This window comes from Aliiroseovarius sp. Z3, from assembly GCF_029105185.1.
GTDB lineage: Bacteria > Pseudomonadota > Alphaproteobacteria > Rhodobacterales > Rhodobacteraceae > Aliiroseovarius.
Genome location: NZ_JAFMZK010000003.1, coordinates 400,192 through 426,132 on the forward strand (window position 1 = coordinate 400,192; position 25,941 = coordinate 426,132).

The window sequence follows — 25,941 nt, forward strand, 5'->3', positions numbered from 1 at the left end:
ACCACACTCGGCGTCCCGGCTTAGGCTTGGGGCGAGGGAGATCGCCATGACAACCAAAGCAGGCTACGAACAGGTCTTGGACGGCAGCGACACCAATGTCGCCCAGTTCGAGCGCCGCCATCACACGGTGTTGGAGCGCGTCCAGCACATCTTGCACAACAATCCAACCTTCGTGCCGGTCATCGTCCTGATGCTCAGCCTTGTCGCATTTTGGATCATAGCGGGCGGACGGTTCTTTTCCGCATTCAATCTGTCCCTGATCATGCAGCAAGTGTCGATCATCGGAATGCTCGCTGCGGCGCAATCGTTGATCATCATCACCGCCGGGATCGACTTGTCCGTGGCAGCAATCATGATTCTGATGTCCGTGATCATGGGCAACTTGGCTGTCAATTTTGGAGTGCCACCGACGATCGCGATTATCGTTGGCGTCATCGGCGGGATGTTGGCAGGGGCGATGAATGGGCTGTTGATCACCAAGATTAAACTTCCCCCCTTCATTACCACGTTGGGCACCTGGTCGATTTTCTTTGCGCTGAACCTCTGGCTTTCTGGTGCGCAGTCCATTCGGAGCCAGGATATTGATGAACACGCACCGTTGCTGAAGTTCTTTGGCAACGCCATCAACGTTGGCGGCGCGCGTATTACATTTGGCGTCATCCTGATGATCGTGATCTTCGTGGTGCTTTGGTACATGCTTAACAAAACGGCCTGGGGTCGCCACGTCTATGCGATCGGTGACGATATGGAGGCGGCCGAGATGTCCGGTATCCGTACTGAACGCACGCTTGTGTCGGTCTACATGCTGGCAGGGCTGGTGTGTGCCGTCGCGGGCTGGGCCTCAATCGGGCGCGTCGGGTCGATTTCGCCGCAATCATTCTATGAGGGGAATCTGCAATCCATCACCGCTGTGGTGATCGGGGGGATATCTCTGTTCGGCGGACGTGGATCAATTATGGGCGCGCTGTTTGGCGCATTGATTGTCGGCGTTTTCCAGTCTGGCCTGCGTATGGCGGGTGTAGATGTGCTGTGGCAGGTTTTTGCTATCGGTTGGCTTATTATCATCGCGGTCGCAATCGACCAATGGATCCGGAGGGTTTCCGCATGACACCTGTTGTATCAGCCAAAGGTATCGTCAAACGTTATGGCCATGTCACGGCGATTGACCATGCAGATTTCGAGCTGCGTCCCGGTGAGATTCTGGCCGTGATCGGAGATAACGGGGCGGGCAAATCCTCGATCGTTAAGGCGATCTGCGGGGCCACTGTGCCAGACGAGGGTGAAATCCAGATTGAAGGCAAGCCGGTCAAATTCTCGTCCCCGATCGAGGCGCGGGAGATGGGGATCGAGATTGTCTATCAGAACCTTGCCCTGTCCCCCGCCTTGTCCATTGCGGATAACATGTTCACCGGGAGAGAGCTGCGCAAACCGGGCTTTATGGGCAAGTTCTTTCGGATGCTGGACAAACCCGCGATGGAGAAATTCGCCCGCGAAAAACTGACCGAGCTGGGGCTGATGACCGTGCAGTCGATTAAGCAGCCGGTCGAAACGCTGTCCGGCGGTCAGCGCCAAGGGGTCGCAGTTGCCCGCGCCGCGGCCTTCGCCACAAAGTTCATCATCATGGACGAACCCACAGCAGCCTTGGGCGTGAAAGAAAGTCGCAAGGTGCTGGAGCTGATCAAAGATGTCCGCGCCCGAGGCATTCCAATCATCCTGATCAGCCACAATATGCCTCATGTGTTCGAAGTTGCTGATCGGATTCATATCCACCGTCTGGGCAAACGCCTCTGCACGATCGACCCTAAGGATTACACCATGTCTGATGCGGTGGCTTTTATGACGGGGGCAAAGGAACCGCCCGCTCAAGACACGGTATGACAACTCTGAGCAAAATCGCTTAAGCGCCGGGTGCAAATTGGCGCTGTGGCGGCTGCGCCCGCTCGGAATGAGCGGGCGCGGACCGCATTTTTGCCAGAGGATGTGCTTCTGCGGGTGGACCAGCGCAACGGTCTGCATGCTTATCGGGATGCGGCAGTGCGGCCTGTCGAGCCGGTCGGTCCATTCCATATTCGGCTATAGGTAGGGCTCGATTTTCTCGGCTGAAAGAGCGTATCCGATCTCTGCCAACTGCGTTGAGGTCGACGCCGTGCCGAACATGCCAGTCACGTTGACGGGTTCAAACAGGCCATTGCTCTCGTATGGCTCGCCTGTCGTGACAAAAACGAGTTGGTTCGCAGGTGGCGGCGGGACATGCACGCAGGCGCCGACATAGGGAACAAGGATGAAGGCCGTGACACCGGTATCTTTGTAGTCAATCGGGACGATAAAACCTGGAAGCCGGACGATCTGGCCGTTCCAATCCGTTCGGACCCCAGTGGATTGTGGCTGACTGGCGGCAAGATCACTTTGATCATGCGGCAACAAGCCGTTCAGGGAGGGTGGAATGGTCGTCTGACCCTCTGGCAGAAGATCCGCCCATTCAAGGTCGATAACCTCTTCAGCGCGAAGTGTGCCCGGACCAGCCAGAAGGGCCGCAAAGCCAGCCAGAACATATCGGCGGCAAACTCCGGTCACCATTCGTAGATCTCCATTTTATCTGCAGTCAGCGCATAGCCAGTTTCACCGAGTTCGGTTGACTGCAATTGGGTGTGCATGACACCGGTCACCCAGACCGCGTCCCACAGTTGGTCACTTGGCCAAGGGGTCTCGCTCGACACAAAGACAAGCTGGTTGGGCGGCGGAGGCGGCGTGTGAATACAGGCGCCCACATAGGGCACCAGAAGAAAACGCGTCACACCGTTCGCGCCAAGTTCCAGCGGAACGATGTAGCCGGGCATTCTTATATACGCGCCGTTGAGCGTCTCGTTCAATTTTGTTGCGTTGGCGTCGTAGATTGGATTCCACGTATCGTTTACTTCATCCAGTTCGCCCTCTCCGATGATTTCCGAATAGGGCACTCCGGGTGGGATCAGATCGTCCCAAGTGATTTCACGCGCTGCTGCGGCGAATGAAAATCGTGGTGTGACCACGCCAGCCAAGCCAAGGGCCAGGGCCGTGCGCCGGGTAAGTTTGGTTGGTTGCGTCCATCTCATGTCCTTACCAACATACCATCGGCCAGAGAGATCCGGTAGGCGCGAAGCGCCGGAACAAAGCTCACAATCGCGCCAGCGGCTATGACGCCAACCAGAACCCAAAGTTTGCGCAGCGACGGTGCTTCGATTGGCAGCCATAGACCGAAGGCGCTGTCCACGATTGGTTGTGCTATGAACAACGCCAGATAAAGCAAGCTTAGGCCAAGAACCGCACCGATGGCGGCGGTCAGCATCGCCTCGAGCACCAGAAGACCGACGATGATAAGGGGGCGAGCCCCCATGGCGCGAAAGATCGCCATCTCGCGTCGGCGCTCGTTCAGGCTTGAGAAGATCGTCGCCATCATTCCGATAAGAGCCGTCACGACAACCATTGCAGAGACGCCCAACAATGCGGTTTCAGCCACGCCGACAATGGCCCAAAGCTCTTGCAAGGCGACACCGGGTAGGACAGCCAAAAGCGGCTCTTCCGGATACTCGTTAATCGCGCGTTGAAGAGCGAAGGTCTGGAGCGGACTTTTCACCCCGATCAAAGCGGCGGTCACGGCCTTCGGTTCCAAATCCATCTGGCGGATCACGTCGACGGGCGTCGATTGCCCCGGGATTTGCGCACCGCTTTGCCAATCCACATGGATCGCCTCGATCGCTTCCAGGCTTACGATCACGGTTCGGTCGACGGGAGTCCCGGTTTTCTCCAGAATGCCCGAAATGCGAAACGGCTGATCCTTGTGTTCTGTAAAAGATGCAAGTCCGTGGGCCACGACGATGGGATCGCCCACAGAATAACCGAGCGTCGTCGCCACATCGGCACCGATAACCGCGTCGAACAGATCCGCCATCACGACCCCGTCTGTCATCGCAAGCGATCGCCCCTGCCGGTACTTGTAGCGCGCGAAGAACTCAGGACTTGTGCCCATCACGCGGAACTGTCGGTGACTGTCGCCGAGCGAGATCGGTACGATCCAGTCGACCTGCGGCTGGGCAGCAATGTCTTGGTAGCTATCCCAGGTGATGTTGTTGGTGGCGTTGCCAATCCGAAACACGGAATAGAGCAGGAGCTGCACCGAACCGGAACGCGCGCCAACGATCAGGTCGGTTCCCGAAATCGTGTTCGCGAAACTCGCTTTAGCGCCGGTTCTCACCTTCTCAACACCGAGGAACAGGGCAACTGAAAGCGCAATCGCAAGCACAGTCATGCCAACCGTCAAGGCACGCGCGAGCAGCGAGGCGATGGCGAGCCGGAGGATCATGATGCATGCCTTTCGATGGTCGCGATGTCGTCCATGCGGACCACGCGATCAAACCAATCGCCAAGGCGGTGATCGTGGCTGACCATCAGAAGTGACGACCCGTTCTTCGTAACCTGCTTGAACAACAGATCAAGAAATGCCGCTTGGCTATCGGCATCCAGTGACGATGTTGGTTCGTCCGCGATCACGATAGGCGGTTGACCGATCAGCGCGCGCGCGACGGCAACGCGCTGCTGCTGACCGACGCTAAGCGTTGCTGCTTTCGCCGATAGGAGCGAGGCGGGGAGACGAAGCGTCGAACATAGCTCTGCCGCTGTTTTTAGCGGGTCTTTCGCACGCGCGCGACGCTTTGGAGCAAAACGCAATGGTAGCAGAATGTTGTCCGCAACCGTCCCGAAGGGCAGCAGGTTGAACTGCTGGAAAATCACGCCGATATGGTCGCCCCGGAAACGATCGCGTCCCGAGGCCGTCAGATTGGACAGGTCGGTTTCCCCCACCACAACCGTTCCGGTATCAGGTCGGATCGTCCCACAGATCAGTGACAGCAACGTCGATTTGCCCGAACCGCTTTCGCCCAGAAGCAGGACGGTCTCACCCCTTGCAATCTGGAAGGACGGCACCGAAAGGCCGAACGACGCCTGTCCCGGCCAGCGGAACCGGACGTTGGTCAGATCAAGGATCGGGGCCGTCGTGCGCAAGTTCAGAACATGCCGCGCAGGTCGAGAGTTGGCGCATCACGTTCCACCTCAAAGGCCCGGGCGCCCGAGGTCGAGACAATCTGAACTTCCAACTCGCGCGCATTCTGGAATACATCGAAATAGGCGAACTTAAACCCTGTGATGGCGCCGGGGTGAGCGCAGGTCAGAGTATATTCAGCGTGGAATTCGGTGTGTCCGGCTTCGTCTTCGTGATGCTCTTCCGCATGGTCCTCGTGACCGTCGTCGTCGGCGTGATCATCATGATCGTCATGTTCTTCGTGCTCCTCATGCTGATCATGCGATTCCTCGCTTTCCAGTTCGGCACTGGCTTGAGTCACCGTGCATTCGGCCCCTTCGGGCAGCACGAACAGTTCCAGTGGACGAGCCAGCGTTGCGACTGCATTTTCGATGGCCGTGCGATCTTCGGCGCTCGTTGCGGCATGTTCAAAGCCGACGATGTCTGCGCCGGGTACATGCAGTTCCATCGCCATGATGTTGCCTTCGAATGCGATGTTAAGCTCGCCCACACCGTGTTCATGTGCGTCCAATTGTCGGCTCTCTTGAGCTGCGGCGGGGATAGCTAACGCGGCGAGGACGAGAGAAAGAGAGGTTCTCATGGCGGTTCCTTTGATTGATCTTCAGGCCACGCAATCACGGCAGTGGCCGTGAATTTCGACGATGTGGCGCTTTGGGTGGAAGGCGCTTGGTTTTATGAGCGCCGCAAGCCTTGGCATAATCGACCCACCATCGTGTTCTTCGACGGATCCGCAATCCTCACAAATCGCGAGGATTGGCAAACTATCATTATGATCGCAGCGGCAGGGAACGAAGGCCTTGAGCGACTCGAGCCGATGTGCGCGACCTTGGTCGGTGAGCGCGGCAAGCGCCCGGTAAACCGTAGGCGGTGCGATGCCAGGTTCGTTGCCCTGCAATTCCTCAAGCACTTGATAAGCCGTCATCGGCGTTTCGCTTGAGCGAAGGACATCAAGGATTTCAGATTGACGTTTGGCGGCCTGTTTTCGCATGCGGCAAACTCTGATGTGATTGCTTCAATGGTTGTTTGATATTTTATAAAATAACAACAAGCAAGGGTGGTGGTTAGGTATTCGTTTGTACGGGCGAGTATCGACCTCGTGGGCAGTCGTCCGACCAGCCGAATGATAGAGCAGGGGGGCGACGACTCCATGTGCCGGAAATCCAGTTGGACAGGGTCATGTCCTCGGCATAACCGTTTGAACCTGCAAGTCAGTTCTGATTTTTCGGAAAAGAAGCCAGGCCAGCTGAAGCAGTCAACGGGAGCATGAAATGAGGGACCGGCTCGGCCGATTTTCTTTTGCCTTATGAGTGACCAGAAGCGATGAGTCGGATGGCTGCGGCAATGATTCCAACTGGAATCCATATATATTTCAATGTGCTAATGGCATACCGTGAACCCTATCGTGACTGCCACATCAGATATCTTAGAATTACCGTTCGCGTTGGAAGGCTTGGGTTTTGGTATGGCGTTGACGGGCCGGATTCCACATCTACGTCTTAGTCAAGGTGCTGAGATGCAAGTCGTCCAGAATGGAATAGACGGCTGGTAGTACGAACAGAACCACAAGGCTGGCGCTGAGCAAGCCGAAGACCAGACTGGCCACCAGCGGGATCAGGATTTGTGCCTGCAAGTTGGTCTCGGTCAGGATGGGAAGCAGACCGGCTGTCGTCGTGGTGGTGGTCAGGAAGATGGCTCTGAACCGTGCTTGCGCTGCTCGCGCGGCGGCTTGTGTGACGTTGGCGAGGTCGTCGTGTTCGTGTTTGATGAAGTCCACCAGCAGGATCGAGTTATTGACCACGACACCGGCCAGTGCGACGAAACCCAGCATGCTGGGCATCGAGAAATCCAGCCCCATTGCCACATGTCCGAAGATCGCTCCGGGCAGCGACAGGGGGATCACAAGCATCACGACGATTGGCTCAATGTAAGAGCGGAACAGGAAGCTGAGCAGCAGAAATACACCCAACAGTCCGATAATGAATCCTCTGAGCATGGATTGCTGAGTCTTTCCGGCCTCGGCGTTCTGGCCTTCGATGTCGAGCGAGATGTTGGGGTGGCGTTGCAGGAATTCCGGCACAAATCGTGTCATTGTATCGCCAATAATGGCGTTGGCATTTGCGGTGCGGGTGTCGATGGAGCCCTGCACTGTAACAGTGCGGATACCGTCTTCGCGGTTGATGCGGCTGTATCCCTGACCGATCTCAATGTCGGCGATGACCGACAGGGGCACATAGGATCCGTCGGCGCGCGTTACATTGAAATGGTCGAAAACATCGCGATCCCCGCGTTCCAGGGTTCCGAATTGGGCGACAAGTTCGACAAGGCTTCCAGCAATCTGCATTTCGTTGATTGTGGTGCCCAGATAGGCCGCCCGCAACTGATCCGCGACCATTGTTGCGGTAATTCCCATGGGCCCGGCGGCGTCTTTTAGAGTTATGCGCAGTTCACGTTTGCCCGGACGCAGGTCGTCAAGAATAGAGGTGACGCCCTGATATTGCCAAAGCCAGTCCTGCAATTCGATCGACGCCGCTTTCAGTGCAACCAGATCGTCGCCTTTCAGACGCAGGTCGATTGCAATTCCTGCCGGGCCGATGGTGCTTTCGTCGTATTTCAGACTGACGACATCCGGGACCGGGCCGACCGTATCGCGCCAAAGTGCCAAAATTTCGTCCGGCGTGCTGACTCGTTCAGCCGATGGCAGCAAATCAACGTTAAGGGTCACAACATGGCCGCCCGTTTCGAACGCATCCCGGTTTACGCCGTAATAGGTGCTGACATGCCGGATTAAGGTCGCACCGTCGGGTTGTTCTGGGGTCAGTGTGGTGTTGACCTTCTCTAATCCCGCCTCAAGTCGTGCGACGACCTGTTCAGTTTGCGACAGGGGTGTTCCCTGCGGCAGAAGCACGCGTGCAACAAGGGTGTCGCCATCCAGATCAGGAAAGGCAGTGAATTTCAGATAGCCCCCCGCGAGCATGCTGGCTGCAATCAGCAGAACGGTCAGGCTAAGCCCAGCCACCGCATAGCGCCAACGAATGGTAAGGTCGACGATCGGGCCAACGAAATTTGTGCGTGCCCGGTCGACCGTTTTTTCGACACGGGCACGCAGGCCCGATTGGTGATTTGAAACTTCAAGACTGTGGATCAGATGGTGGGGAAGGATCAGAAACGCCTCGATCAGAGAGATTGACAGCACGAACAGCATCACCACCGGCACGACGCGCAGTACGGCCCCCAGATCGCCGGACAAAAAGGCCAGCGATCCAAAGATCATCGCAGTTGTTCCAAACGAGGCCAGCACATTGGGAAACACCTGTGTGGCCCCTTCAACGGCGGCATCCAAGGCGCTTTTGCCCTTTTCGCGTAGACGGGCGATGTTCTCGGCAATGACAATGGCGTCGTCCATCAACAAGCCGATGACGATCAGAAGGCCCACCGTGGTCATCAGGTTCAGGGAATAGCCCACCAGCCCCATCAGGGCCACGCCGCCCATGAACGACACCGGCAGACCCATAGCGACCCAAAACGAGAATCGAAACCCGAAGAACAACCAAAGGACAAGGAAGACAAGCGCCAAGCCTTGCACGCCATTGACCACCACCAATGTCAGCCTGTCGCGCACCACGGACACACCATCAGCGGTGATCTCCAGCGTGACGCCTGGCGGGGCCTGGGCGCGCTCAGCCTCCAGAAAGGCCTTTAGCGCATCCATTGTGCGCAGGCTGTCTTCTGCGCGGGTCTTGGTGATGTCGAGGATCGCGGCAGGTTCACCATCGAAGAGGATGCGATCTTCGTTCAGCGCAAAGCCTTCGGATATGTCTGCGATGTCACCCAATCGAACCTGCCCGCCCTGAGAAGATGATCGGACGATCAGTGACGCCAGCGTATCCGTGTCGCGCCGTTCCTCGGCCACACGGATCAGAAGCGTTTCAGTGCTTGCCTCGATGCTGCCCGCGGGCATGTCGAGGCTTCCGGCCTGAACCGCGCGCGCGATGTCTGCAACCGAGACCCCGAATTTCTGAAGGTCGGCAGAGCGCAGGTTGATTTGCAGCTCTCGGGTCGAGAAGCCGCGAATGTCGACTTTGGGGATCCCGCCCCATCGCAGCATGGCAGTGCGCGTTTGTTCGGCATAGTCTTTCAGATCGGTGCGCGAAACGGGTCCGGTGATGGCCACTGAGGCAACGAAATCTGTAAGCCCCAGTGCTCTGATCGTCGGTGCCTCGGCCCGGTCAGGGAAGTCGGTGATTGCGTCGATCTCGGATTTGATGTCGGCCACGAAGGTTTGGAAATCATCGCCTTCGCGCATCGTCACAACAGCACGGCCCAGATTTTCGCGCGCCTCGCAGGACTGCCGTTCGATCCCCGTCACCGCGTTCATCGCATTCTCGACCCGTTCGCAGATTGCGGTTTCCACTTCTTCGGGGCGCGCGCCGGGATAGGGCACGCTGATCTCGACCTCGCTGGGCGTGGCGCGGGGAAATGTTTCGCGCAGAAGCGTGGGGGCGACAAACAGGCCAGCCGCGAGGAACAGGATCATCAGAAGGTTTGCGATGGTTGGATGCGCCGCAAAGAACCGGATCATTGGGCTGCATCCTCAGCGAGCAAACGGTCCATGACCTCAGCGTCCGGATGCGGATCCAGAAGCGCACCGTCGATGGTTGGGATCGGGGGGGTGGGGACGATCCGGCTGCCTTCTGGGATCATATCCGTGAAAAGTGCGACACCGCCTTGCACCAGCTTCGGTTCAGCCGCGACCCTGCGTAATCTGTTGTCGGGGTCCGCAATGAAAACATGGCCATCGCGAAGCGCATCGCGGGGCAGCACGATGCCGTTGATTGGTTCTGCGCGCAAAACGACTTCGACGAACATCCCCTTGGTAAGCGGTGGTCGATGTCCGTTTCCGGCCTGACCATAGGCGTCATCGACCTGCACGACCACACCAACAGTCCCTGTCCTGGGATCAATGCCGTCACTTATTCGGTCCACGGTGGCGGGCCAGGTCAGCACTTCATTGCCCAAGCGCAGCCGAACGGTCGCCTTTAGCCCCAGTTCATGGAGCGTATCGGTCAACAGCGCCGGGTCCATCGGAAGGGTTGTCGGTCCGTTTGGGCGATTGAGGATTAGGTTGCGGAAGTCGTTCATCGCGGCCTGCACCACGACTTCCGCCTGATTGACGCCATCCAGTGTCGCAGCGGATTGGCCCTTGTTCAGAAACTGTCCAACTTCGACAGAATGGCTGGCGACGCGGGCAAGAAAGGGCAACGTCATCTCGCTGCGTTTCAGGTTCAGTTCAGCGGTGGCAAGGTTGGAGCGATACAATGCGATCTGTTCGGTTTGCGCCGTGCGTTGTGTCGGCAACAGGGCAAGCGCGCTTTCAATTCCCTGTACCTTCTGGCGCTGCGCAAGGTGGGCGGATCGTATCGCGTCGCGCGCGGATTGGGTCATTGTTCCTGCTTTGAACAGCGTGTCAGCGCGTGCAAGCTCCGCCGTCTTCAGATCCAGAGCTTCAAGCTCGATCGTGAGAGCGGCGCGCTGGTTGGCTTCAGAAACATCAAGTTCTGCCAGTCGCGCCTCGGCGGCCCTGATGTTTGCATTCGCCTGCGCAATGGCGAGATTGAAGTCGACCGGCGACAGGCGCAGCAAGATCGAACCAGCGGGTAATATCTGCCCGTCGCGCAGGGCAGGATTGACATACTCAACCGTCCCGCCGACCTCGGCTATTGCCTGATATGTGCGGGCGGGTGCCACGACACCAAACCCCACAAGTGTTGGGGCGATTTTGTATGTTTTCGCGGCGATCACCCGCACGGGACTGGCCCGCTCGGTCAATTCGTGGCGATCGGGCGGTGTGCGGGTTGAGATAACATAGGCAAGGGTGGCGACCCCGATCAGGGCAAGTGGCAAGGTGATCAGGAGCAATTTCAAACCGGGTCTCATGACTCGCATCCTTCACGTTCAAACAGGGACAGTTGCAGGTTCAAAAGCCGTTCACCCTCTTCCACCAGATGGCTGGTGTCACGGGTCAGGATCAGGCGCAGCACAAGACTTTGGATGAGGCCGACCAGAAGGGTCGCGCTGTCTTCAGGGCGCAGCCCGTCGCGCAACTGCCCCGCCGTGCGAAGCTCTTCGCAGCAGGCGATCAATGTATCGCGAAAGCCAAACATCGCCGCCAGTATCCGTTGGCGCGTTTCCGTGAGCCGACCTGTGGGGTCGCGTGTGACCATGATTTCGGGCAGCGCGGGGTATTCGGTGACCAGATGCAGATGTGACATGACCATGTGCCGCAGCCTGTCGGATGGTGACCGGTCAAACGTTTTTCCGATCTCGGCATTTTGGTAGATCCGCTTGCAGATGGTATCTCCGATCGCGCTCCAGATGTCCTGCTTCTTGGGAAAGTGCTTGTAGATCGCCGGTTGAGACAGGCCAAGCCGCTTGGCGATCCGGCCGGTTGTCACATGGTCCGGGCCGACTTCGAACGCCAGTTCCAGCGTGGCGCTCAGGATTTCCGCTTTGCGATTGCTGGTGGTTTTGCGTTTCATAGTTCGCGTCTAACCTTGCTGCGAGCTGTCATCGCGACGACCGCCCAGAACAGAAATCTCAACGAAAGCGCGCCAACGGTGCGCATTTCAAATGCACTCCCGCGAATGATGGTTGTGGCAAAAGCCAGAATGACGAGGGCGGTTGCGCCTGCGATTGTGAGCGCAACCCATGTCGCCCATGGCTTGTCCAGCCACAAACCTGTTGCGGCGATGATATAGGCAAAGCCGGCCAGGAAGTTGAACCAAACCACAAACGGAATGTAGTTGCCCGCCAATTCACGGGCCTGTGCGGCGCCGAACAGTACGTTCCCACCGGAAATCACTGTCGCGAATCCAAAAACCGTTGCAACCGCTACAATGATTTTTCGCCAGTCAGATTGGGAGTTGGTCAACGGGTGGCTGGTATGCACAGGATGTCTCCACAAAAGGTTATAGGCCTATAACTATGCCTTCGTGAAAGTAGATACAATACCGAAAGAATGTCACCTTCCTAGAAAGCCTGATATCCTTCTGCACACGCGCCAGATCTTGCATCATGCGTTCCCTGCATCGGCTATTCGTTATAGGCATTTGCTCTTTTCACCTTGCTGACGATAGCGTTCCGGTCACAAACACAGGGGAGTAACTCAATGACGAAGTTTGTCAGAAGCCTGACGGCTGCGGCCGTCGTGGCGACAATGGCGTCGGCAGCTTTTGCCGAAAACACCGTGCGCGTTGCATATGACGCAGACCCGGTTTCGCTGGACCCGCATGAGCAATTGTCGGGTGGCACATTGCAGCTTTCACACATGGTCTTCGACCCGCTGGTGCGCTGGACTCAGGATCTTCAATTCGAACCGCGCCTGGCCGAAAGCTGGGAGCAGATCGACGACACCACCATGCGTTTCAAGCTGAAAAGCGGTGTGAAGTTCCATTCAGGTAACATGCTAACCGCGAACGACGTGGATTGGACATTTGATCGCCTGAAGCAAAGTGACGATTTCAAAGGTATCTTCGCCCAGTTCACCGATGTTGAAGTCATCGACGACATGACGTTCGATCTGAAAACCTCGGCTCCGTATCCTTTGGTGCTGCACACCGCGACCTACATCTTCCCGATGGACAGCGCGTTCTACACCGGTGAAACGGATGACGGTAAAGACAAGTCGGAAATCGTCAAGCACGGCGACAGCTTCGCATCGCGCAACGTGTCGGGCACAGGTCCGTATGTTGTCAGCGAACGTGAGCAGGGTGTGAAAGTCGTGTTCGACCGTTTTGCCGACTATTGGGACACAGACAGCAAAGGTAACGTGGACAAGATCGTCCTGACACCGATCAAAGAAGATCCGACCCGCGTGGCCGCGCTTCTGTCGGGCGATGTTGACTTCATCGCTCCGGTTCCGCCGACCGATCTTCAACGTGTGGCGGATGCTGAAGGCGTTGATCTGATCACCATGCCGGGCACCCGGATCATCACATTCCAGATGAACCAGGAACGCGTCGAGGCATTCAAAGACCCGAAAGTGCGTCTTGCGATTGATTATGCCGTAAACAACGCTGGTATCGTTGACCGTATCATGCGCGGCTTCGGTACTGTTGGTGGACAAGCAAGCCCGGCTGGTTATCTGGGTTATAGCGACGCATATGCCCCGCGTTTTGACGTGGAAAAAGCCAAGGCTCTGATGGCCGAAGCTGGTTATGCTGACGGGTTCTCGATCACGATGCTGGCGCCGAACAACCGTTATGTGAACGACGACAAAATCGCGCAAGCTGTGGCTTCGATGCTGGCGCAGATCAACATCAAGGTTGACCTGCAAACCATGCCGAAAGCGCAATACTGGCCCGCGTTCGATGAACGTGCGGCTGATATGATGATGATTGGCTGGCATGCAGACACCGAGGATTCGGCCAACTTCCACCAGTTCCTGACGGCTTGCCCGGACGAGGCGACTGGCAACGGTCAGTACAACTCGGGCAACTATTGCAACGAAGAAGCTGACGCGCTGATGAATGCTTCGAACACGGAAACCGATCAAGCCAAGCGTACCGAGATGCTGCAGAAGCTTGAAGGCATTCTGTATGAAGAAGCAGCGTTCATTCCGCTGCACTGGCAGAACCTTGCTTGGGGTTCCAAGTCGGGCATGAACTCGGGTGAGATCGTGAACGCGCTGAACTTCCCGTATTTCGGTGACCTGGTCGTCGAATAAGCGAAACTGCAACCGGGCCGGCGCGCGCCGCTGGCCCGGTTTGCCATTTGGTTGCGCAGTTCCATGCTGACAATCCCTGTCAGCGGCTTGGGAATATCGCAACGCCACCCTAATCGAATAAGGTAGCTAAGATGTTTGCCTATCTCGTGAAGCGAGTTTTTCAGGCGATTGCGGTGATGTTCGTCATCTCGTTGATCGCTTTCGCCATTCAGGGCAATCTGGGTGACCCCTTGCGTGAGCTGGTCGGTCAATCCGTGTCCGAAGAGGTCCGCCAGCAGTTGCGGGACGAGTTGGGGCTGAATGACAGCTTCCTGACCCAGTATCTTCGCTTTGCCGGTAACGCGCTTCAGGGTGATCTGGGCACATCCTATTTTTTCAAAGAGCCTGCTCTTGATGTGATCATGAAAAAGCTGCCCGCCACGCTTGAGTTGGTGTTTGGTGCAACGCTGATCATCGTTGGGCTGTCTGTTCCTTTGGGGGTCTATACCGCCATTAAACCCGACACGATCCTGAGCCGTATCATCATGGGTCTTTCGATTGTCGGTATTTCGATCCCGGTCTTTTTGACCGCTATCCTGATGATCTTTGTGTTCTCGGTCAGTTATGGCTGGTTCCCAAGCTTTGGGCGCGGCGACGTCGTGCATGTCTGGGGCTATTGGGAAACCAACTTCGTCACAGCAGATGGCTGGATGCACATTATTCTTCCGTCGTTCGCTTTGGCGTCGATCATGTTGCCGCTTTTTGTCCGCCTGATCCGGGCTGAGATGATGGAAGTGCTGCAATCCGAGTATGTGAAATATGCCGTTGCCAAAGGCATCAGGCCTTGGCGCATCTATTTCGTCCACGCGCTGAAGAATACGCTGTTGCCGGTGATTACGGTCGGTGGGGTGCAGATCGGCACAATGGTGGCCTATACCATCCTGACCGAGACGGTGTTCCAGTGGCCGGGCATGGGTTTCATGTTCCTTGAGGCCGTAAACCGCGTCGATACCCCGTTGATCGTGGCCTATCTGATCGTTGTCGGCTTCATCTTTGTTGTGACCAACACCATCGTCGACCTGATCTATGGGTTGGTGAACCCGACCGTAAACCTTGCGAGGATGGGCGCATGAGCACCGAGACCGTTTCCCCCCGTGCAGAACCGTCGCGTTGGTCGAAGATTGTCAATTCCAACATGGGTTACAGCTTTCGGCGGAACCCGGTGGCGGTGGTCAGCCTGATCATATTCGCCCTGATCGCCGGGGCCGCGTTTCTGTCACCATGGATCGCACCCTATGATCCTTATGATCCGGCACAGATCGACATCATGAACTCGGAATATCCGCCCGCGTGGGTGAGTGGTTCTTTGCCAGAATTCGTGCTGGGCACCGATGACCAAGGCCGCGATCTTTGGTCGACGATTCTGTATGGCACGCGATTGTCTTTGCTGATCGGCATCTGTGCCGTTGCGCTGCAGGCGTTCCTGGGTATCTCGATCGGTTTGCTTGCAGGCTATATCGGCGGACGCCTTGACAACTTGTTGATGCGTATGGCGGATATCCAGCTGTCGTTCTCGACATTGATGGTCGCCATCATATTTTTGGCCGTAACACAGGCAATGTTCGGATCGGAGACCTTCAACCAATACGCCGTCTTTTTCCTGATCGCCGTGATTGGCGTGGCCGAGTGGCCGCAATATGCCCGTACGGTGCGCGCCACCGTGCTGGCAGAGAAGAAGAAGGAATATATCGACAGCGCCCGCGTGCTGGGCTTTGGTCCTATGCGGATCATGGTGCGCCATATCCTTCCGAATTCTTTGTCGCCGATCTTTGTCATTTCGACCGTTCAGGTGGCCAATGCCATCATCTCGGAAGCATCGTTGAGCTTTCTTGGGTTGGGTATGCCGCCCAGCCAACCTTCGCTTGGGTCGCTGATCTCGTCTGGGTTTGACTACATCTTCTCGGGCAGTTGGTGGATTACCGTGATCCCCGGTGTGGTGTTGGTTGTGCTTGTGCTTGTGATCAACCTGCTGGGCGATTGGATGCGCGATGTCCTGAACCCGAAACTCTATAAGGGGTAACGCAATGTCTTTGCTTTCTGTGCGCGACCTGACCGTCAAGTTCGCCATGCGCGACGAAACCGTGACTGCCTTGAACGGCATTTCCTTTGATGTCGCCAAGGGCGAGCGGCTGGGCATTGTGGGGGAAAGCGGTGCGGGAAAATCCATCACCGGCTTTTCGTTGATGAACCTGATCAGCCGCCCCGGCTATGTCGACCGTGGCGAGATCCTCTTGGACGGAGAGGATGTCGTGAAGATGAACGACAAGCGCCTGCGCCAATTGCGGGGCGACAAGATGGCGATGATCTTTCAGGATCCCATGGTGACGCTGAATCCGGTGCTGACCATTGGACAGCAGATGATCGAAACTTTGCTGGCCCATCGCAAGCTAAGCCGGGAAGAGGCGCGCCAGATCGCCATCGTCAAGCTGCGCGAGGTCTATATCCCGTCGCCCGAAGACCGGTTGGACCAGTATCCGCATGAACTGTCGGGCGGGATGCGGCAGCGGATCATCATTGCGATTGCGCTTTTGCTGGACCCGGAACTGATCATCGCAGACGAGCCAACAACAGCGTTGGACGTAACCATTCAGGCAGACATCATGGAACTGCTCTTGGAGCTGTGCCAGTCCAACAAGGTCGGCTTGATCCTGATCACCCATGACCTTGGTGTGGTCAGCCAGATGACAGAACGGACGTTGGTTATGTACGCGGGCCGGATCATCGAGGCCGGGCGCACGCGCGAGATCATCAACGATCCACAGCATCCCTATACGCAGGGCCTGATCAACGCTTTGCCGCAGCAAACCTTGCCGGGGCATAAGCTGCGTCAGATTCCCGGCAACATGCCGTCCCTGACGAATATTCCGCCGGGTTGTCCGTTCAATCCCCGATGTGAATACGCAACCGACCTGTGCCGCAGTAAGCTGCCAGAGGTCATTCAATATGGTGAGGTACAGGTGGCCTGTCACGAGGTTGAACGGCTGCATGCCGAGGGTGCGCGACAGGAGCAGAATGCATGAAAGATATGAATGCTCAGACCCCTCTGGTCGAGATCAAGGGATTGGAAAAGCGGTTCGATCTTGATCAAGGCTTCCTTGAGACCCTCAAGTTTCGGAATGGTCGGCTGACGCGTGAAACACGCGCTGTGCATGCGGTGAACAATGTGACGCTGGATGTGAACCGTGGCGAAGCGCTGTGCGTTGTCGGAGAAAGCGGTTGTGGCAAATCCACTGTTGCCCGTTTGGTGGCGGGGCTGCTGACACCGACCAGCGGCGAAATCCATTATGACGGGTCACGCATCGACAATCGCTCGCGGGCTGAAATGCAGCCGCTGCGCAAGAAAATCCAGATGATTTTCCAAAACCCCTATGCGTCACTGAACCCGCGCATGACCATTCGGCAGGCGTTGGAAGAACCCGTAAAACATCACTTCCCGTCGTTTTCTGCGGCAGAAGTGCGTGACAAGGTGACCGAGGTGATGATGTCCGTGGGGGTCGACCCCAGTTGGGCCAAGCGGTATCCGCATGAGTTTTCCGGTGGTCAACGGCAACGGATCGCGATTGCCCGCGCCCTGACGGTCGATCCTGAGTTCATCATCGCGGATGAACCGATCAGTGCGTTGGACGTGTCCATTCAGGCGCAGGTTTTGAATCTGATGCTGGAAGCAAAGGAAAGCCGGGGCCTGACCTATCTGTTTATCACCCACGATCTGAGCGTGGTTGAACATTTTGGAACACGTGTGGCCGTGCTGTATCTTGGGGCCGTGTGCGAGGTTGCTGATACAGCTACCCTGTTTTCCAATCCCAAACACCCCTATACTCGGGCTCTGTTGTCTGCAGTTCCGCAGCTTAAGGATGATCGGCCGAACCATATCCGCCTGAAGGGTGAGATACCAACGCCGATCAACATGCCGCAAGGTTGTCCCTTCCAAAGCCGCTGCGCATTTGCGAATAACAGGTGTAGGAGTGAACCGCCGAAAGCCATTCACCAACCCGACGGCAGTCTTGTGGCCTGCCACGCTGTCGAAGAGCACCGGTTGGACGAGGATGCAATCGGCGCCTGATACGGACCCGCGTCGTTGGATATTATTTGGCTCAGAGATTTCGAGGCGTTGGTTGCGTGCAAAAACTTTTCGCGCGCGGCCGAAGAACGGAACGTGAGCCAACCCGCGTTCTCGCGACGTATCCGTGCACTTGAGAACGAAATTGGTGTGCGGCTGATCAATCGCGAAACCCTACCGCTGGCCTTGACCCCTGCGGGCGACGTGTTTCTATCGCAGGCCCGTATCATGCTGCGCACCTATGAAGAGACGATCGAACGTTGTCAGACGATTGATGCGGCAAGCGAGAACGTCATACGTTTTGCCACCTCGCAGTCTCTTTACATGACGCATTACAAGAACCTGATTGCCCCTCTGGCCAGCAAGGGCGGTGTCGAGACGGACCTGAATTCGACCTCGTGGGCGGCGGATCAGTTTGTAAGCGCGCTTCAGCAAAGCTATTGCGATGTCATCCTGACCTATTGGCATCCGTCGATGGAGTTTCTGGGGCCGCTGGAGGTTGCGAATTTCGAGCATTTGACCCTGTCGGCGGATCGGTTTGTACCGGTATCCCGTACCAAACAGGGTGGCGAAGCCGAGTTTCAGTTCAAAACCGGCACCAAGGATGCGATGCCGCTGCTGTCCTATGGGGCTGTTTCGGCGCTGCGCGCAGTGCAGGATTTTGTGCTGGAGCAATCCATCACCCCGCAGAAGATGTTGATCGTGAACCAGAACGCGTTGGCCAACAGTGTGAAAGCGATGATCCTTGAGGGGTTTGGCATGGGATGGCTTCCGCTGAGCTTGTGCAAGGCCGAGCTGGCTGAAGGTCGGCTTGCCATTGTTGAAGAGCGATTGGCAACCGATCTGGAAGTGCGCGTTTATCGCGATCCGAAGAATAACAAGGGCACCCTGCATGAGTTGTGGGCGCAATTGCAGTTGGAACAACAGGTGCGGCTGCACCGGCGCCCAAGGCGGGGCGCCACGCTCTAATCACCTGGTTAACAGATCGTAACGGCCACGTGCGGGCGTGTTAGACGGTCTCAACCCTGTTTTCATAGGACTCTGACGAACAGCAGTCACCGTCAATGCGTTCGGCATGGCGGTGCGCACGGTGCCATACTGTCAGGAGCATATGATGACAAACCCTTTCGAGAACCGCTCGCTTTCCCTGCGTGGGCCAGCAACCGATATGGCGCCGATTACGCCGTCAGATACCGCCGATTTGGCCAACGTCGCTGTCGCGCTTTACGTCGAAACCGGCGGTGCCATCGCCTTTACCTCGGTGGCTGGGCATGATCGCGTTGTTGCGGTGGGCGACAACTCGATACTTCCGGTTGGCGTCAGTCGGGTCTTCACCACCGGCACAACGGCGACCGGCATCCACGCCTTTGTGCTCGTCTGATGATGGGGCTGGGATACGATATTCCGGCGCTTGCCTTGCGCCGAAGGGCGTCGCCGTCGCCGTTTTCGCCAGCGTCGCTTTCCCCGTCTGTGTATTTTGATCCGTCACAAGTATCTGCACTGTTTCAGGATGATGCCGGCACTGTGGCGGTTTCCGCAGACAACGAACCGGTTGGGCTTTGGCAGGATTTGTCCATGAACGGGCACGATCTTATCCAGCCGGTTAGCGCCGCCCGCCCGACATATCGGACCGATGGTAGCTTTCACTGGATCGAGGCGGACGGGGTGGATGACGGGTTGGTGACCGCGCCCGTCTTCGATGTCGAAAACCCTGTAACAATGATACTGGGGTATCAAATGCTGTCGTCCTCGGGCACGGCGCGCGTGAACCTTGCCGAAATCAGCAAAACCAGCACCAACGGCATGTCCGTCGGGGTGCGGCCTAATATCGACCGGCTGCAATATTACAGTCGCATGTCGCAACATGGCGTCTCTGCCAGCAATGTTGCCTCGCCGACGATCTGGGGAAACCACGAGAAGCATGTTGTCACCATGCAAACCACCCCGGGCCACGTGATCGTCCGGCTGGACGGTGTGCCGGTCATCGATACAGCGCAGAATCTGGCACAGCAGTCTATAGCAGCGCAGCCACTTCGTGTCGGTCTTGGTGTCGTCACGGCAAGTATTCCGGGGGCGTTCCGACTGTTCGGATTGCAGGTTTGGGCGTCGGATGCAACGCAACCTACCGCAACTCAGATCAGCGAATTGGAAGCATGGCTTGGCGCAAAAATGGGGGTTTCGCTATGACCATTCGCATTACAATCGCCTGTCCAGAGGGGCTTATTTCCGAAGCCAACCAGTTTGCGCTTTGCGTTGGAAACACGCCTGCTGATGCGCAGACATTTCGTTCAGCGACGTGGGAAACCGAGTCGGGCGACAGATATGCTTTGGCCTCGCTTCTGGCTGGGGCACAGTTTCCGCAAGTGGCGGCCTCACCGCTTTCGGCACCCGCCCATGCACCTGATGCAAATACGACCGAGGCGTCGATTGCTCAGGCAGCACTGCGAATTTGGTCGCCTATGTCGGAGGACAGTTTCCCAGAGGTCGGGCTAGATCGTCTGGTCGCGATTGTCGGATTAGAGGCTGGTATGGCCATTCCACTTCTTGGTCTGTCACCGGTGCCGATTGAGGACTAGACCCGTCTTTCTGCCCGCTTAGTCCGGGCAGAAAGTTAATGAAATTGGGGCCATCGCCAAATTACTTTGAAGTTTATTCAAATCATGCTAGCAACCTTAAGGTGAGTAAATTTTAAGGATTTGCAACCATGAGGCAGTTCATGCGGGAATACGGCATGACCGCGGATCGAACGTTGGGTCCAGACCCGATGCCCACTGGTGAAGCCGGTCTGACCCCGGTTGGTTTCGCGATTGGGAAGCGGGTTTTCGATGTGTGCTTTTGCCTTATTTTACTCCCCATACTGTGCGTGGTGGCCTTCATATTGTCGGTCCTGAACAGTGTTCTTAGCCCGGGGCCGCTGCTGTTCATGCAACCTCGAATGGGTCGCAATTGCACCCCATTCATGGCCTATAAGTTTCGCACGATGACGCCATCAACAAAGAGCCGTCGCGCGAACGATCCCCTTGAGAATGAGCGTATTACCAGCCTTGGAGCGGCGCTGCGGCAAAGTCGGTTGGATGAGCTGCCCCAAATCATAAACGTTCTGCGGGGCGAGATGAGCCTGATCGGTCCTCGCCCCGATTGTTATGATCATGCGGTTACATTTCTGCGCATCGTGCCGGGCTATAAGGAACGCCACGTGGTTCTGCCTGGGATCAGTGGCTTTGCTCAGACAGAGCTTGGCTATGTCGAAGGTATCGAAGCCACTGCCAAGAAAGTCGAGGCCGATCTTCATTACATCGCCAATCGCAACTTTCGAATGGAAGTCTGGATTTTCTGGCGGACACTTGTGACGGTGATCAGCCGGACCGGGCGTTGAGTTTTGCCAGCTTGTGTTTGCACGCCAACGAAAGGGCCTTGAATGAATATTCGACAAGGGTTTCCGCGCGTTCATGATACGACGCATCGGGATGATCCAGCGCCAACCAGAGATCTGGATCTTCTAAGCATCGGTCAAGCTCTGTGGCGCGGGCGTCGAATGATTGCCATACTGGGCGTTGTGGGGTTGATGGCCGGTGCTATCTATGGATTTGGCCTCGCGCGCCCAAAATTTGCGGCCACCGCCTTGTTGGTTATGACGCAGTCGCCTGATCCGATCCTTTCTGGCGATGCACCTGTTCAAGCTGCGACGCAAGACCTGTCGGATATGAACACTCAGCTTCACATCATCCAGTCGCGCGCCCTGGTCCAGCAGATGATTGATGATTTGAACCTGGCGAAAGACCCCGAGTTTAATCCGGCCCTGCGGGCCGGTTGGTCCAAACGTTTTGCAACAGGTTCTGCAACCCCAGTGGTCGATGATCCTGAAACCGCGGAACAGGTTGTCGGCAATGTGCAGGATGCGCTGTCCGCTCATGTGCAACGAAACACGCGGATTTTTGCGGTCACAGCGCGGTCTGAAGATCGTGACAAGGCGGCCCAAATGGCAAACGTTCTTTCGTCAATTTATCTGCAAGATCAAATTGATGCGAAGTTTCAAGCGGCTGACGATGCGGTCCGATGGTTGTCAGACCGCGTTGGGGTGCTGCGCCAAGACCTTGCGGCGCAAGAAGCAGAGGTCGCGCGGTTGCGCTCGCAGATGGATCTAACCTCGGCCGAAGGGCTGGCCATTCTGAACGCCCGCCTGAAAGAGGCGCGCGCACGGTTGCAGGATGTGCGACAGGGGGTCGGTCAAGCCAGTGATCAACAGCGTGTGGCGCTTCAGAAGCGAGCATTGGAAAAATCCATCACCGAGCTTGAACTGGCCGTGCAAACCCAAGGTGACGAGGTAAATGCACTGCAACAGTTAGAACGCGAAGCTCAGGCGACACGCGTGCTCTATGAAACACTGTTGGCCCGGTTGAAAGAGGCCAGCGCCGTGCGTGGGTTGCAGCAGGCCGATGCGCGTGTGTTGTCTGCCGCGACGGCAGGCACGTATCAATCGCCTCGGAAGGGGCTGATCATGCTGGTGAGCGCGCTGATAGGGATGGCGATTGCAAGCGGTTACGTCCTGTCGAAGCAGTTTGTGCATGCAGGCTTTCGAACCGCAGATGAATTGGAAGAGGCAACAGGCAAGCGCGTTCTGGGCCAGGTGCCAGTCATTCCGGTCGCGGATCGCAGCGCATTGGTGCCGTTTCTGTCCAAACACCCCACGGCCGCAGCCGCTGAAGCCATCCGAAATCTGCGTACCTCGCTTTTGATGTCAGATGTCGATCGGTCACCGCAGGTGGTTTTGATTGCCTCGGCCATGCCGGGTGAGGGCAAGACAACTCTGGCGGTGGCGCTGACACAAAACCTGGCCGGATTGGGCAAACGCGTACTGTTGATCGAAGGGGATATCCGTCGCCGCACGTTGGAACACTATGTGCCCAGCCCTTCCGCGCAGGGGATCATGCCGGCACTGGCAGGCGATGTCTCCCTGTCGGAGGCGGTGCAACATGTGCCAGAGTTGAATGCGGACGTGCTTTTTGGGGGAAAGCCGGGGGCGAGTGCCGCAGATCTGTTCGCCTCACGCTACTTTGAACTGTTACTCAGCAAGGCGCGCGCAGACTATGACATGATCATCATCGACAGCCCCCCGGTTCTGGTTGTGCCGGATGCGCGGGTGATAGCCCGCCAAGCGGATGCAGTCCTTTTCGTGGTGGGCTGGAACAAGACAACCCGACGGCAAGTTGCCGAGGGCCTGCGACAGTTCGCGATGGTGAATTGCCCTGTCACCGGCTTGGTGCTGTCACAGGTTAGGCCCGGTGAAATGGCACGCTATGGGTATGGGGATACCAATCCCGCATATACCACCTATGGCGAGGGCTATTACGGTGTGACCTAAGGCACGCCGCTGTCGCCATTGACGGATTTGTTGATCAGAATCGGGAAGGCTTGCTCGAAGGCACGCGACCATTTGGTGATTGGCTGTTCCTCGATAAACACGATGTCGTTCGGGCGCATCTGCATGCGTGTGGCAAGCGTGATGTTGACCACATTCGTGGCGTCCAGATGCCAGGCCGTGACCGATGTGTCATTGTCTTCCGTGCCGGGGCGGATCACATAAATCTGCGCCGGATCACCGGTCGTGGTGTCAAACCCGCCCTCGTCATACAGCACATCGGCAAGGCTGGCTTGTCGCCCATAGGGCAGGGCGACTCGGCCTTGTTGGGCCACCTCGCCAGCCAAATAGACATAGTGGCGTGTTTCAGCGTCAAGTTCGCGCCGGGCCGCGAAGGTGGTGCGCCGTTCGTCAAGCGCGTCGCGCTGCACGGCCATTTCGGCCTTTAACTCTGTCAGAGCCTGCAAGCGCGCACTGCGTTTCAGGCCAATCGCCGTGATCTGCGCCTCGTAAAATGCCAGCGCCCGGTCGAGGTCATAACTTTCATCCACATAGATTGCATCGCCCGACAACAGCATCAGATTGCGCGCTTTGGCATCGGATCGAAGGGCCGAGGCAGGGAGTTGATAGAGCGTCCCGTCGCGGTAAAGACGTATCGCCGTTGCGTCCTTGTCATCAGCGACCACGCCACCAGCCTGAGCCAGTGCATCGCCAAGCCGCAGGGGTTTCAGGGTCAATGGCACCAACCCTGCTTTGGCAACCTTGCCGCCTATGGCCACATGTTGTGAATTGAATTCCGTGATCTCAAGGCTGAAAGCCGGGTCGATGTTCTTTGCGACAAGGGCCTGGAAAACAGCGTCTTCGGCATCCTCCAGAGTTTTCCCGGCGATCTCGATTTGTCCGACGTCAGGCAGGGCAATCTTGCCATTGTCACGCACTGTGTACCCTTGTCTTTGGGTTTGTGCGCTGAGCAACCCGCCAAGCTCTTCGATCGTGCTGGTCGTGCTTTTTGTCACCAACATCACGACATCGCCATTTCCGATCTTGTAGCGCTGTGGTGCCGGTTGGGGCGGCAACTTTGTGACGATCGTTTCGCGTGATTGTTTGGGACCGTCTGGGATGTCGGGAAGCTGTGCCGCGCCACGTGGGCCCGCGCTGCTGGCGACCGTATGAAATGCCTCGGGCAGGCTGAGCGGCACATAGGGGGCGCTGTTGGCCTGCTTGACCGAACTTGCAGTGATCGGCATCACCCGCACATCCAGACCGGCAGCTTGTGTCTGCACGGTCGGGCTGTGATAGGTCACGCCGCAACCCGACAAGGCAAGGCTCGTGCCAAGAAAAAGCGCGCGCAGTCCGTAATGGTGCATGAGTTCCTCCGTGCATCTGGTCCGGCAGCATGTCGCCCTGTGGCATGCGGGTCGGTGTGATTGATCCACTCATATCAAAATTGCAGGGCCGAAAAACTAAAATACCATAGGTTGTTTGTCGCAAAGGTGCTTCGATCCTGGTGTGTTGCCGAATTACGGCGTGTCTGGGGGGCTAAGCACGCAGCCGAGTGTCAGCCGCTGTGGACAGGCCGGGCACAAGGTCAGCGATTGCGGTCATGTAACAGTCGACCACGATTTTCTGATCATATTCCCGCAGCATCTTTTCACGACCGGCACCCCCCATCATCACGCGGGTGTTGGTGGGCATGTTTGCGAACGCCTCTAACTTTTGGCGCAGATCTTCGGCATCGCGCGGTGCGCAGAGCAGGCCGGTGATCCCGTCGTCGACCACATGCCGACAGCCCGGTACATCCGTGGCGATCAGCGGTCGCGCCATACTGGCGGCTTCAAGCAGTGTGCGGGGTGCGCCTTCGCGATACGAGGGCAGGACCACACAATCTGCACCCGTGATAAAGGGACGGACATCGTCATGTTCACCCAGATGGTCAATGACGCCCTCGTTGATCCAACGGTTCAACTGTGTGGGGCCTAGCGCCGACCGGTTCGCAGCGTCAATCGAGCCAAGAATCTGGAAGTGGATATCGTTTCGGATGTTTTTGATCTGGCGCGCGGCTTCAACAAATTCCAGCACGCCTTTGTCGCGCAGAAGGCGCGATACCATCAGAAACACCGTGCCGTTATCAGGGGGCAGAGGTGTCGGGGAAAAATGTGCCAGATCGACGCCCGAGCCGGGCAAAAGACGCGCCTGACCGGGTGCTATCAGTCGTCGTTGAACGAACAGGTCTCGATCATCGGGGTTTTGAAAGAACAGGGTGGGAAGTCCCCGAAAGGCAAAGCGATACAAGGTCTCGACCACCATCCTGAGCGCGCCACCTGACAGGAAACCTGTCCCCAGCCCCGAGATATTGGGAAGAAACGGGATACCCAACCGTTTTGCGGCCACCGCGCCGAAGACGTTGTTCTTGACCGTGTAGCTGAGGATGAGATCAGGTCGCAGTGTCGCAAAATGGGCGGCAAACCGGCCTGGCAACTTGGCATCCCGCTGGGGCGACAGTCCCTGCACATCCATCTGCAGGTCGATCACCTGACACCCCATGTCGCGCAGTGCTGGCGCGGCGGTGTCATACGGTGCCAGGATGGTGACGCGATGCCCTTGGTTCAGCAAAGCCTGGATCACCGGGCGGCGGAAATTCAGGGCGTTCCACGCGGCGTTGACGGTTAATAACACTTTCATGGAAA

Annotated in this window: 25 protein-coding genes; 13 read left to right on the forward strand and 12 right to left on the reverse strand. The window is 57.1% G+C overall.

Annotated elements, in window-relative coordinates:
• Positions 1-46 precede the first annotated feature (46 nt).
• Together J3R80_RS07605 and J3R80_RS07610 are read left to right on the forward strand one after the other, a co-directional pair.
• Entirely contained in the window at positions 47-1,108 is a 1,062-nt protein-coding gene (locus tag J3R80_RS07605; RefSeq protein WP_275393162.1) for an ABC transporter permease, read from the forward strand.
• On the forward strand, positions 1,105-1,878 hold the full coding sequence (locus tag J3R80_RS07610) for an ATP-binding cassette domain-containing protein (protein WP_275393163.1): 774 nt from the start codon (positions 1,105-1,107) through the stop codon (positions 1,876-1,878). The genes J3R80_RS07605 and J3R80_RS07610 overlap by 4 nt, the downstream gene beginning before the upstream one ends.
• 195 nt (positions 1,879-2,073) lie before the next feature.
• Here the strand turns inward: J3R80_RS07610 and J3R80_RS07615 are convergent, their stop codons facing one another.
• The 10 genes from J3R80_RS07615 to J3R80_RS07660 form a co-directional block, all read right to left on the reverse strand.
• Positions 2,074-2,577, reverse strand: a complete 504-nt coding sequence (locus J3R80_RS07615; RefSeq protein WP_275393164.1) for a DUF3299 domain-containing protein — start codon at positions 2,575-2,577, stop codon at positions 2,074-2,076.
• Positions 2,571-3,092 carry a DUF3299 domain-containing protein gene (locus J3R80_RS07620; RefSeq protein ID WP_275393165.1) on the reverse strand — a complete coding sequence of 174 codons (522 nt, stop codon included), beginning with the start codon at positions 3,090-3,092 and terminating at the stop codon, positions 2,571-2,573. The genes J3R80_RS07615 and J3R80_RS07620 overlap by 7 nt, the downstream gene beginning before the upstream one ends.
• Positions 3,089-4,339 (reverse strand): ABC transporter permease, encoded by a 1,251-nt coding sequence (locus J3R80_RS07625; protein WP_275393166.1) that lies wholly within the window; start codon positions 4,337-4,339, stop codon positions 3,089-3,091. Before J3R80_RS07625 ends, J3R80_RS07620 begins: the two co-directional genes overlap by 4 nt.
• The gene (locus J3R80_RS07630; RefSeq protein ID WP_275393167.1) at positions 4,336-5,037 is read right to left on the reverse strand and encodes an ABC transporter ATP-binding protein; all 702 of its coding nucleotides are present in this window, start codon (positions 5,035-5,037) and stop codon (positions 4,336-4,338) included. The genes J3R80_RS07625 and J3R80_RS07630 overlap by 4 nt, the downstream gene beginning before the upstream one ends.
• Before the next feature lie 2 nt (positions 5,038-5,039).
• Entirely contained in the window at positions 5,040-5,654 is a 615-nt protein-coding gene (locus tag J3R80_RS07635; protein WP_275393168.1) for a DUF2796 domain-containing protein, read from the reverse strand.
• 21 nt (positions 5,655-5,675) lie between these two features.
• Positions 5,676-6,062, reverse strand: coding sequence for a Fur family transcriptional regulator (locus tag J3R80_RS07640; RefSeq protein ID WP_275393169.1), 387 nt, complete (start codon positions 6,060-6,062; stop codon positions 5,676-5,678).
• 501 nt (positions 6,063-6,563) lie between these two features.
• The gene (locus tag J3R80_RS07645) at positions 6,564-9,653 is read right to left on the reverse strand and encodes an efflux RND transporter permease subunit (protein WP_275393170.1); all 3,090 of its coding nucleotides are present in this window, start codon (positions 9,651-9,653) and stop codon (positions 6,564-6,566) included.
• Positions 9,650-11,008: a hypothetical protein gene (locus J3R80_RS07650; RefSeq protein WP_275393171.1), complete on the reverse strand. Its 1,359-nt coding sequence runs from the start codon at positions 11,006-11,008 to the stop codon at positions 9,650-9,652. The genes J3R80_RS07645 and J3R80_RS07650 overlap by 4 nt, the downstream gene beginning before the upstream one ends.
• A complete protein-coding gene (locus J3R80_RS07655; RefSeq protein ID WP_275393172.1) occupies positions 11,005-11,610 on the reverse strand; it encodes a TetR/AcrR family transcriptional regulator in 606 nt (201 codons plus the stop codon). The genes J3R80_RS07650 and J3R80_RS07655 overlap by 4 nt, the downstream gene beginning before the upstream one ends.
• Complete coding sequence (locus J3R80_RS07660) at positions 11,607-12,002, reverse strand: hypothetical protein (RefSeq protein WP_275393173.1); 396 nt, start codon at positions 12,000-12,002, stop codon at positions 11,607-11,609. The genes J3R80_RS07655 and J3R80_RS07660 overlap by 4 nt, the downstream gene beginning before the upstream one ends.
• 237 nt (positions 12,003-12,239) lie before the next feature.
• Between J3R80_RS07660 and J3R80_RS07665 the strand changes: the two genes are divergently transcribed.
• From J3R80_RS07665 to J3R80_RS07715, 11 genes are all read left to right on the forward strand, one after another.
• On the forward strand, positions 12,240-13,796 hold the full coding sequence (locus tag J3R80_RS07665) for an ABC transporter substrate-binding protein (RefSeq protein ID WP_275393174.1): 1,557 nt from the start codon (positions 12,240-12,242) through the stop codon (positions 13,794-13,796).
• Positions 13,797-13,927: 131 nt separating this feature from the next.
• Positions 13,928-14,908 carry an ABC transporter permease gene (locus J3R80_RS07670; protein ID WP_275393175.1) on the forward strand — a complete coding sequence of 327 codons (981 nt, stop codon included), beginning with the start codon at positions 13,928-13,930 and terminating at the stop codon, positions 14,906-14,908.
• A complete protein-coding gene (locus J3R80_RS07675) occupies positions 14,905-15,855 on the forward strand; it encodes an ABC transporter permease (protein ID WP_275393176.1) in 951 nt (316 codons plus the stop codon). The genes J3R80_RS07670 and J3R80_RS07675 overlap by 4 nt, the downstream gene beginning before the upstream one ends.
• 4 nt (positions 15,856-15,859) lie before the next feature.
• A complete protein-coding gene (locus tag J3R80_RS07680) occupies positions 15,860-16,855 on the forward strand; it encodes an ABC transporter ATP-binding protein (RefSeq protein ID WP_275393177.1) in 996 nt (331 codons plus the stop codon).
• Positions 16,852-17,898, forward strand: coding sequence for an oligopeptide/dipeptide ABC transporter ATP-binding protein (locus tag J3R80_RS07685; protein ID WP_275393178.1), 1,047 nt, complete (start codon positions 16,852-16,854; stop codon positions 17,896-17,898). The genes J3R80_RS07680 and J3R80_RS07685 overlap by 4 nt, the downstream gene beginning before the upstream one ends.
• 15 nt (positions 17,899-17,913) lie before the next feature.
• Positions 17,914-18,864: a LysR family transcriptional regulator gene (locus J3R80_RS07690; RefSeq protein WP_275393179.1), complete on the forward strand. Its 951-nt coding sequence runs from the start codon at positions 17,914-17,916 to the stop codon at positions 18,862-18,864.
• A gap of 145 nt (positions 18,865-19,009) precedes the next feature.
• Positions 19,010-19,276 carry a hypothetical protein gene (locus tag J3R80_RS07695; RefSeq protein ID WP_275393180.1) on the forward strand — a complete coding sequence of 89 codons (267 nt, stop codon included), beginning with the start codon at positions 19,010-19,012 and terminating at the stop codon, positions 19,274-19,276.
• A gap of 194 nt (positions 19,277-19,470) precedes the next feature.
• Positions 19,471-20,082 carry a hypothetical protein gene (locus J3R80_RS07700; protein ID WP_275393181.1) on the forward strand — a complete coding sequence of 204 codons (612 nt, stop codon included), beginning with the start codon at positions 19,471-19,473 and terminating at the stop codon, positions 20,080-20,082.
• The gene (locus J3R80_RS07705; RefSeq protein ID WP_275393182.1) at positions 20,079-20,471 is read left to right on the forward strand and encodes a hypothetical protein; all 393 of its coding nucleotides are present in this window, start codon (positions 20,079-20,081) and stop codon (positions 20,469-20,471) included. Before J3R80_RS07700 ends, J3R80_RS07705 begins: the two co-directional genes overlap by 4 nt.
• 128 nt (positions 20,472-20,599) lie before the next feature.
• Positions 20,600-21,271 (forward strand): sugar transferase, encoded by a 672-nt coding sequence (locus tag J3R80_RS07710; RefSeq protein ID WP_275393183.1) that lies wholly within the window; start codon positions 20,600-20,602, stop codon positions 21,269-21,271.
• Positions 21,272-21,313: 42 nt separating this feature from the next.
• Positions 21,314-23,257 (forward strand): polysaccharide biosynthesis tyrosine autokinase, encoded by a 1,944-nt coding sequence (locus tag J3R80_RS07715; protein ID WP_275393184.1) that lies wholly within the window; start codon positions 21,314-21,316, stop codon positions 23,255-23,257.
• Here J3R80_RS07715 and J3R80_RS07720 read toward each other — a convergent pair.
• A complete protein-coding gene (locus tag J3R80_RS07720; RefSeq protein ID WP_275393185.1) occupies positions 23,254-24,621 on the reverse strand; it encodes a polysaccharide biosynthesis/export family protein in 1,368 nt (455 codons plus the stop codon). The genes J3R80_RS07715 and J3R80_RS07720 overlap by 4 nt on opposite strands.
• Before the next feature lie 172 nt (positions 24,622-24,793).
• Positions 24,794-25,936 carry a glycosyltransferase family 4 protein gene (locus J3R80_RS07725; protein ID WP_275393186.1) on the reverse strand — a complete coding sequence of 381 codons (1,143 nt, stop codon included), beginning with the start codon at positions 25,934-25,936 and terminating at the stop codon, positions 24,794-24,796.
• Positions 25,937-25,941 lie beyond the last annotated feature (5 nt).

Excerpts from the sequence above, each read along its gene's own strand:
- J3R80_RS07675 (WP_275393176.1), top strand. The coding sequence starts at position 14,905 with ATGAGCACCGAGACCGTTTCCCCCCGTGCAGAACCGTCGCGTTGGTCG.
- J3R80_RS07605 (WP_275393162.1), top strand. The coding sequence starts at position 47 with ATGACAACCAAAGCAGGCTACGAACAGGTCTTGGACGGCAGCGACACC.
- J3R80_RS07670 (WP_275393175.1), top strand. The coding sequence starts at position 13,928 with ATGTTTGCCTATCTCGTGAAGCGAGTTTTTCAGGCGATTGCGGTGATG.
- J3R80_RS07710 (WP_275393183.1), top strand. The coding sequence starts at position 20,600 with ATGAGGCAGTTCATGCGGGAATACGGCATGACCGCGGATCGAACGTTG.
- J3R80_RS07705 (WP_275393182.1), top strand. The coding sequence starts at position 20,079 with ATGACCATTCGCATTACAATCGCCTGTCCAGAGGGGCTTATTTCCGAA.
- J3R80_RS07685 (WP_275393178.1), top strand. The coding sequence starts at position 16,852 with ATGAAAGATATGAATGCTCAGACCCCTCTGGTCGAGATCAAGGGATTG.
- J3R80_RS07640 (WP_275393169.1), bottom strand. The coding sequence starts at position 6,062 with ATGCGAAAACAGGCCGCCAAACGTCAATCTGAAATCCTTGATGTCCTT.
- J3R80_RS07700 (WP_275393181.1), top strand. The coding sequence starts at position 19,471 with ATGAACGGGCACGATCTTATCCAGCCGGTTAGCGCCGCCCGCCCGACA.
- J3R80_RS07645 (WP_275393170.1), bottom strand. The coding sequence starts at position 9,653 with ATGATCCGGTTCTTTGCGGCGCATCCAACCATCGCAAACCTTCTGATG.
- J3R80_RS07680 (WP_275393177.1), top strand. The coding sequence starts at position 15,860 with ATGTCTTTGCTTTCTGTGCGCGACCTGACCGTCAAGTTCGCCATGCGC.
- J3R80_RS07625 (WP_275393166.1), bottom strand. The coding sequence starts at position 4,339 with ATGATCCTCCGGCTCGCCATCGCCTCGCTGCTCGCGCGTGCCTTGACG.
- J3R80_RS07715 (WP_275393184.1), top strand. The coding sequence starts at position 21,314 with ATGAATATTCGACAAGGGTTTCCGCGCGTTCATGATACGACGCATCGG.
- J3R80_RS07720 (WP_275393185.1), bottom strand. The coding sequence starts at position 24,621 with ATGCACCATTACGGACTGCGCGCGCTTTTTCTTGGCACGAGCCTTGCC.
- J3R80_RS07655 (WP_275393172.1), bottom strand. The coding sequence starts at position 11,610 with ATGAAACGCAAAACCACCAGCAATCGCAAAGCGGAAATCCTGAGCGCC.
- J3R80_RS07620 (WP_275393165.1), bottom strand. The coding sequence starts at position 3,092 with ATGAGATGGACGCAACCAACCAAACTTACCCGGCGCACGGCCCTGGCC.
- J3R80_RS07695 (WP_275393180.1), top strand. The coding sequence starts at position 19,010 with ATGACAAACCCTTTCGAGAACCGCTCGCTTTCCCTGCGTGGGCCAGCA.
- J3R80_RS07615 (WP_275393164.1), bottom strand. The coding sequence starts at position 2,577 with ATGGTGACCGGAGTTTGCCGCCGATATGTTCTGGCTGGCTTTGCGGCC.
- J3R80_RS07610 (WP_275393163.1), top strand. The coding sequence starts at position 1,105 with ATGACACCTGTTGTATCAGCCAAAGGTATCGTCAAACGTTATGGCCAT.
- J3R80_RS07725 (WP_275393186.1), bottom strand. The coding sequence starts at position 25,936 with ATGAAAGTGTTATTAACCGTCAACGCCGCGTGGAACGCCCTGAATTTC.
- J3R80_RS07650 (WP_275393171.1), bottom strand. The coding sequence starts at position 11,008 with ATGAGACCCGGTTTGAAATTGCTCCTGATCACCTTGCCACTTGCCCTG.
- J3R80_RS07665 (WP_275393174.1), top strand. The coding sequence starts at position 12,240 with ATGACGAAGTTTGTCAGAAGCCTGACGGCTGCGGCCGTCGTGGCGACA.
- J3R80_RS07635 (WP_275393168.1), bottom strand. The coding sequence starts at position 5,654 with ATGAGAACCTCTCTTTCTCTCGTCCTCGCCGCGTTAGCTATCCCCGCC.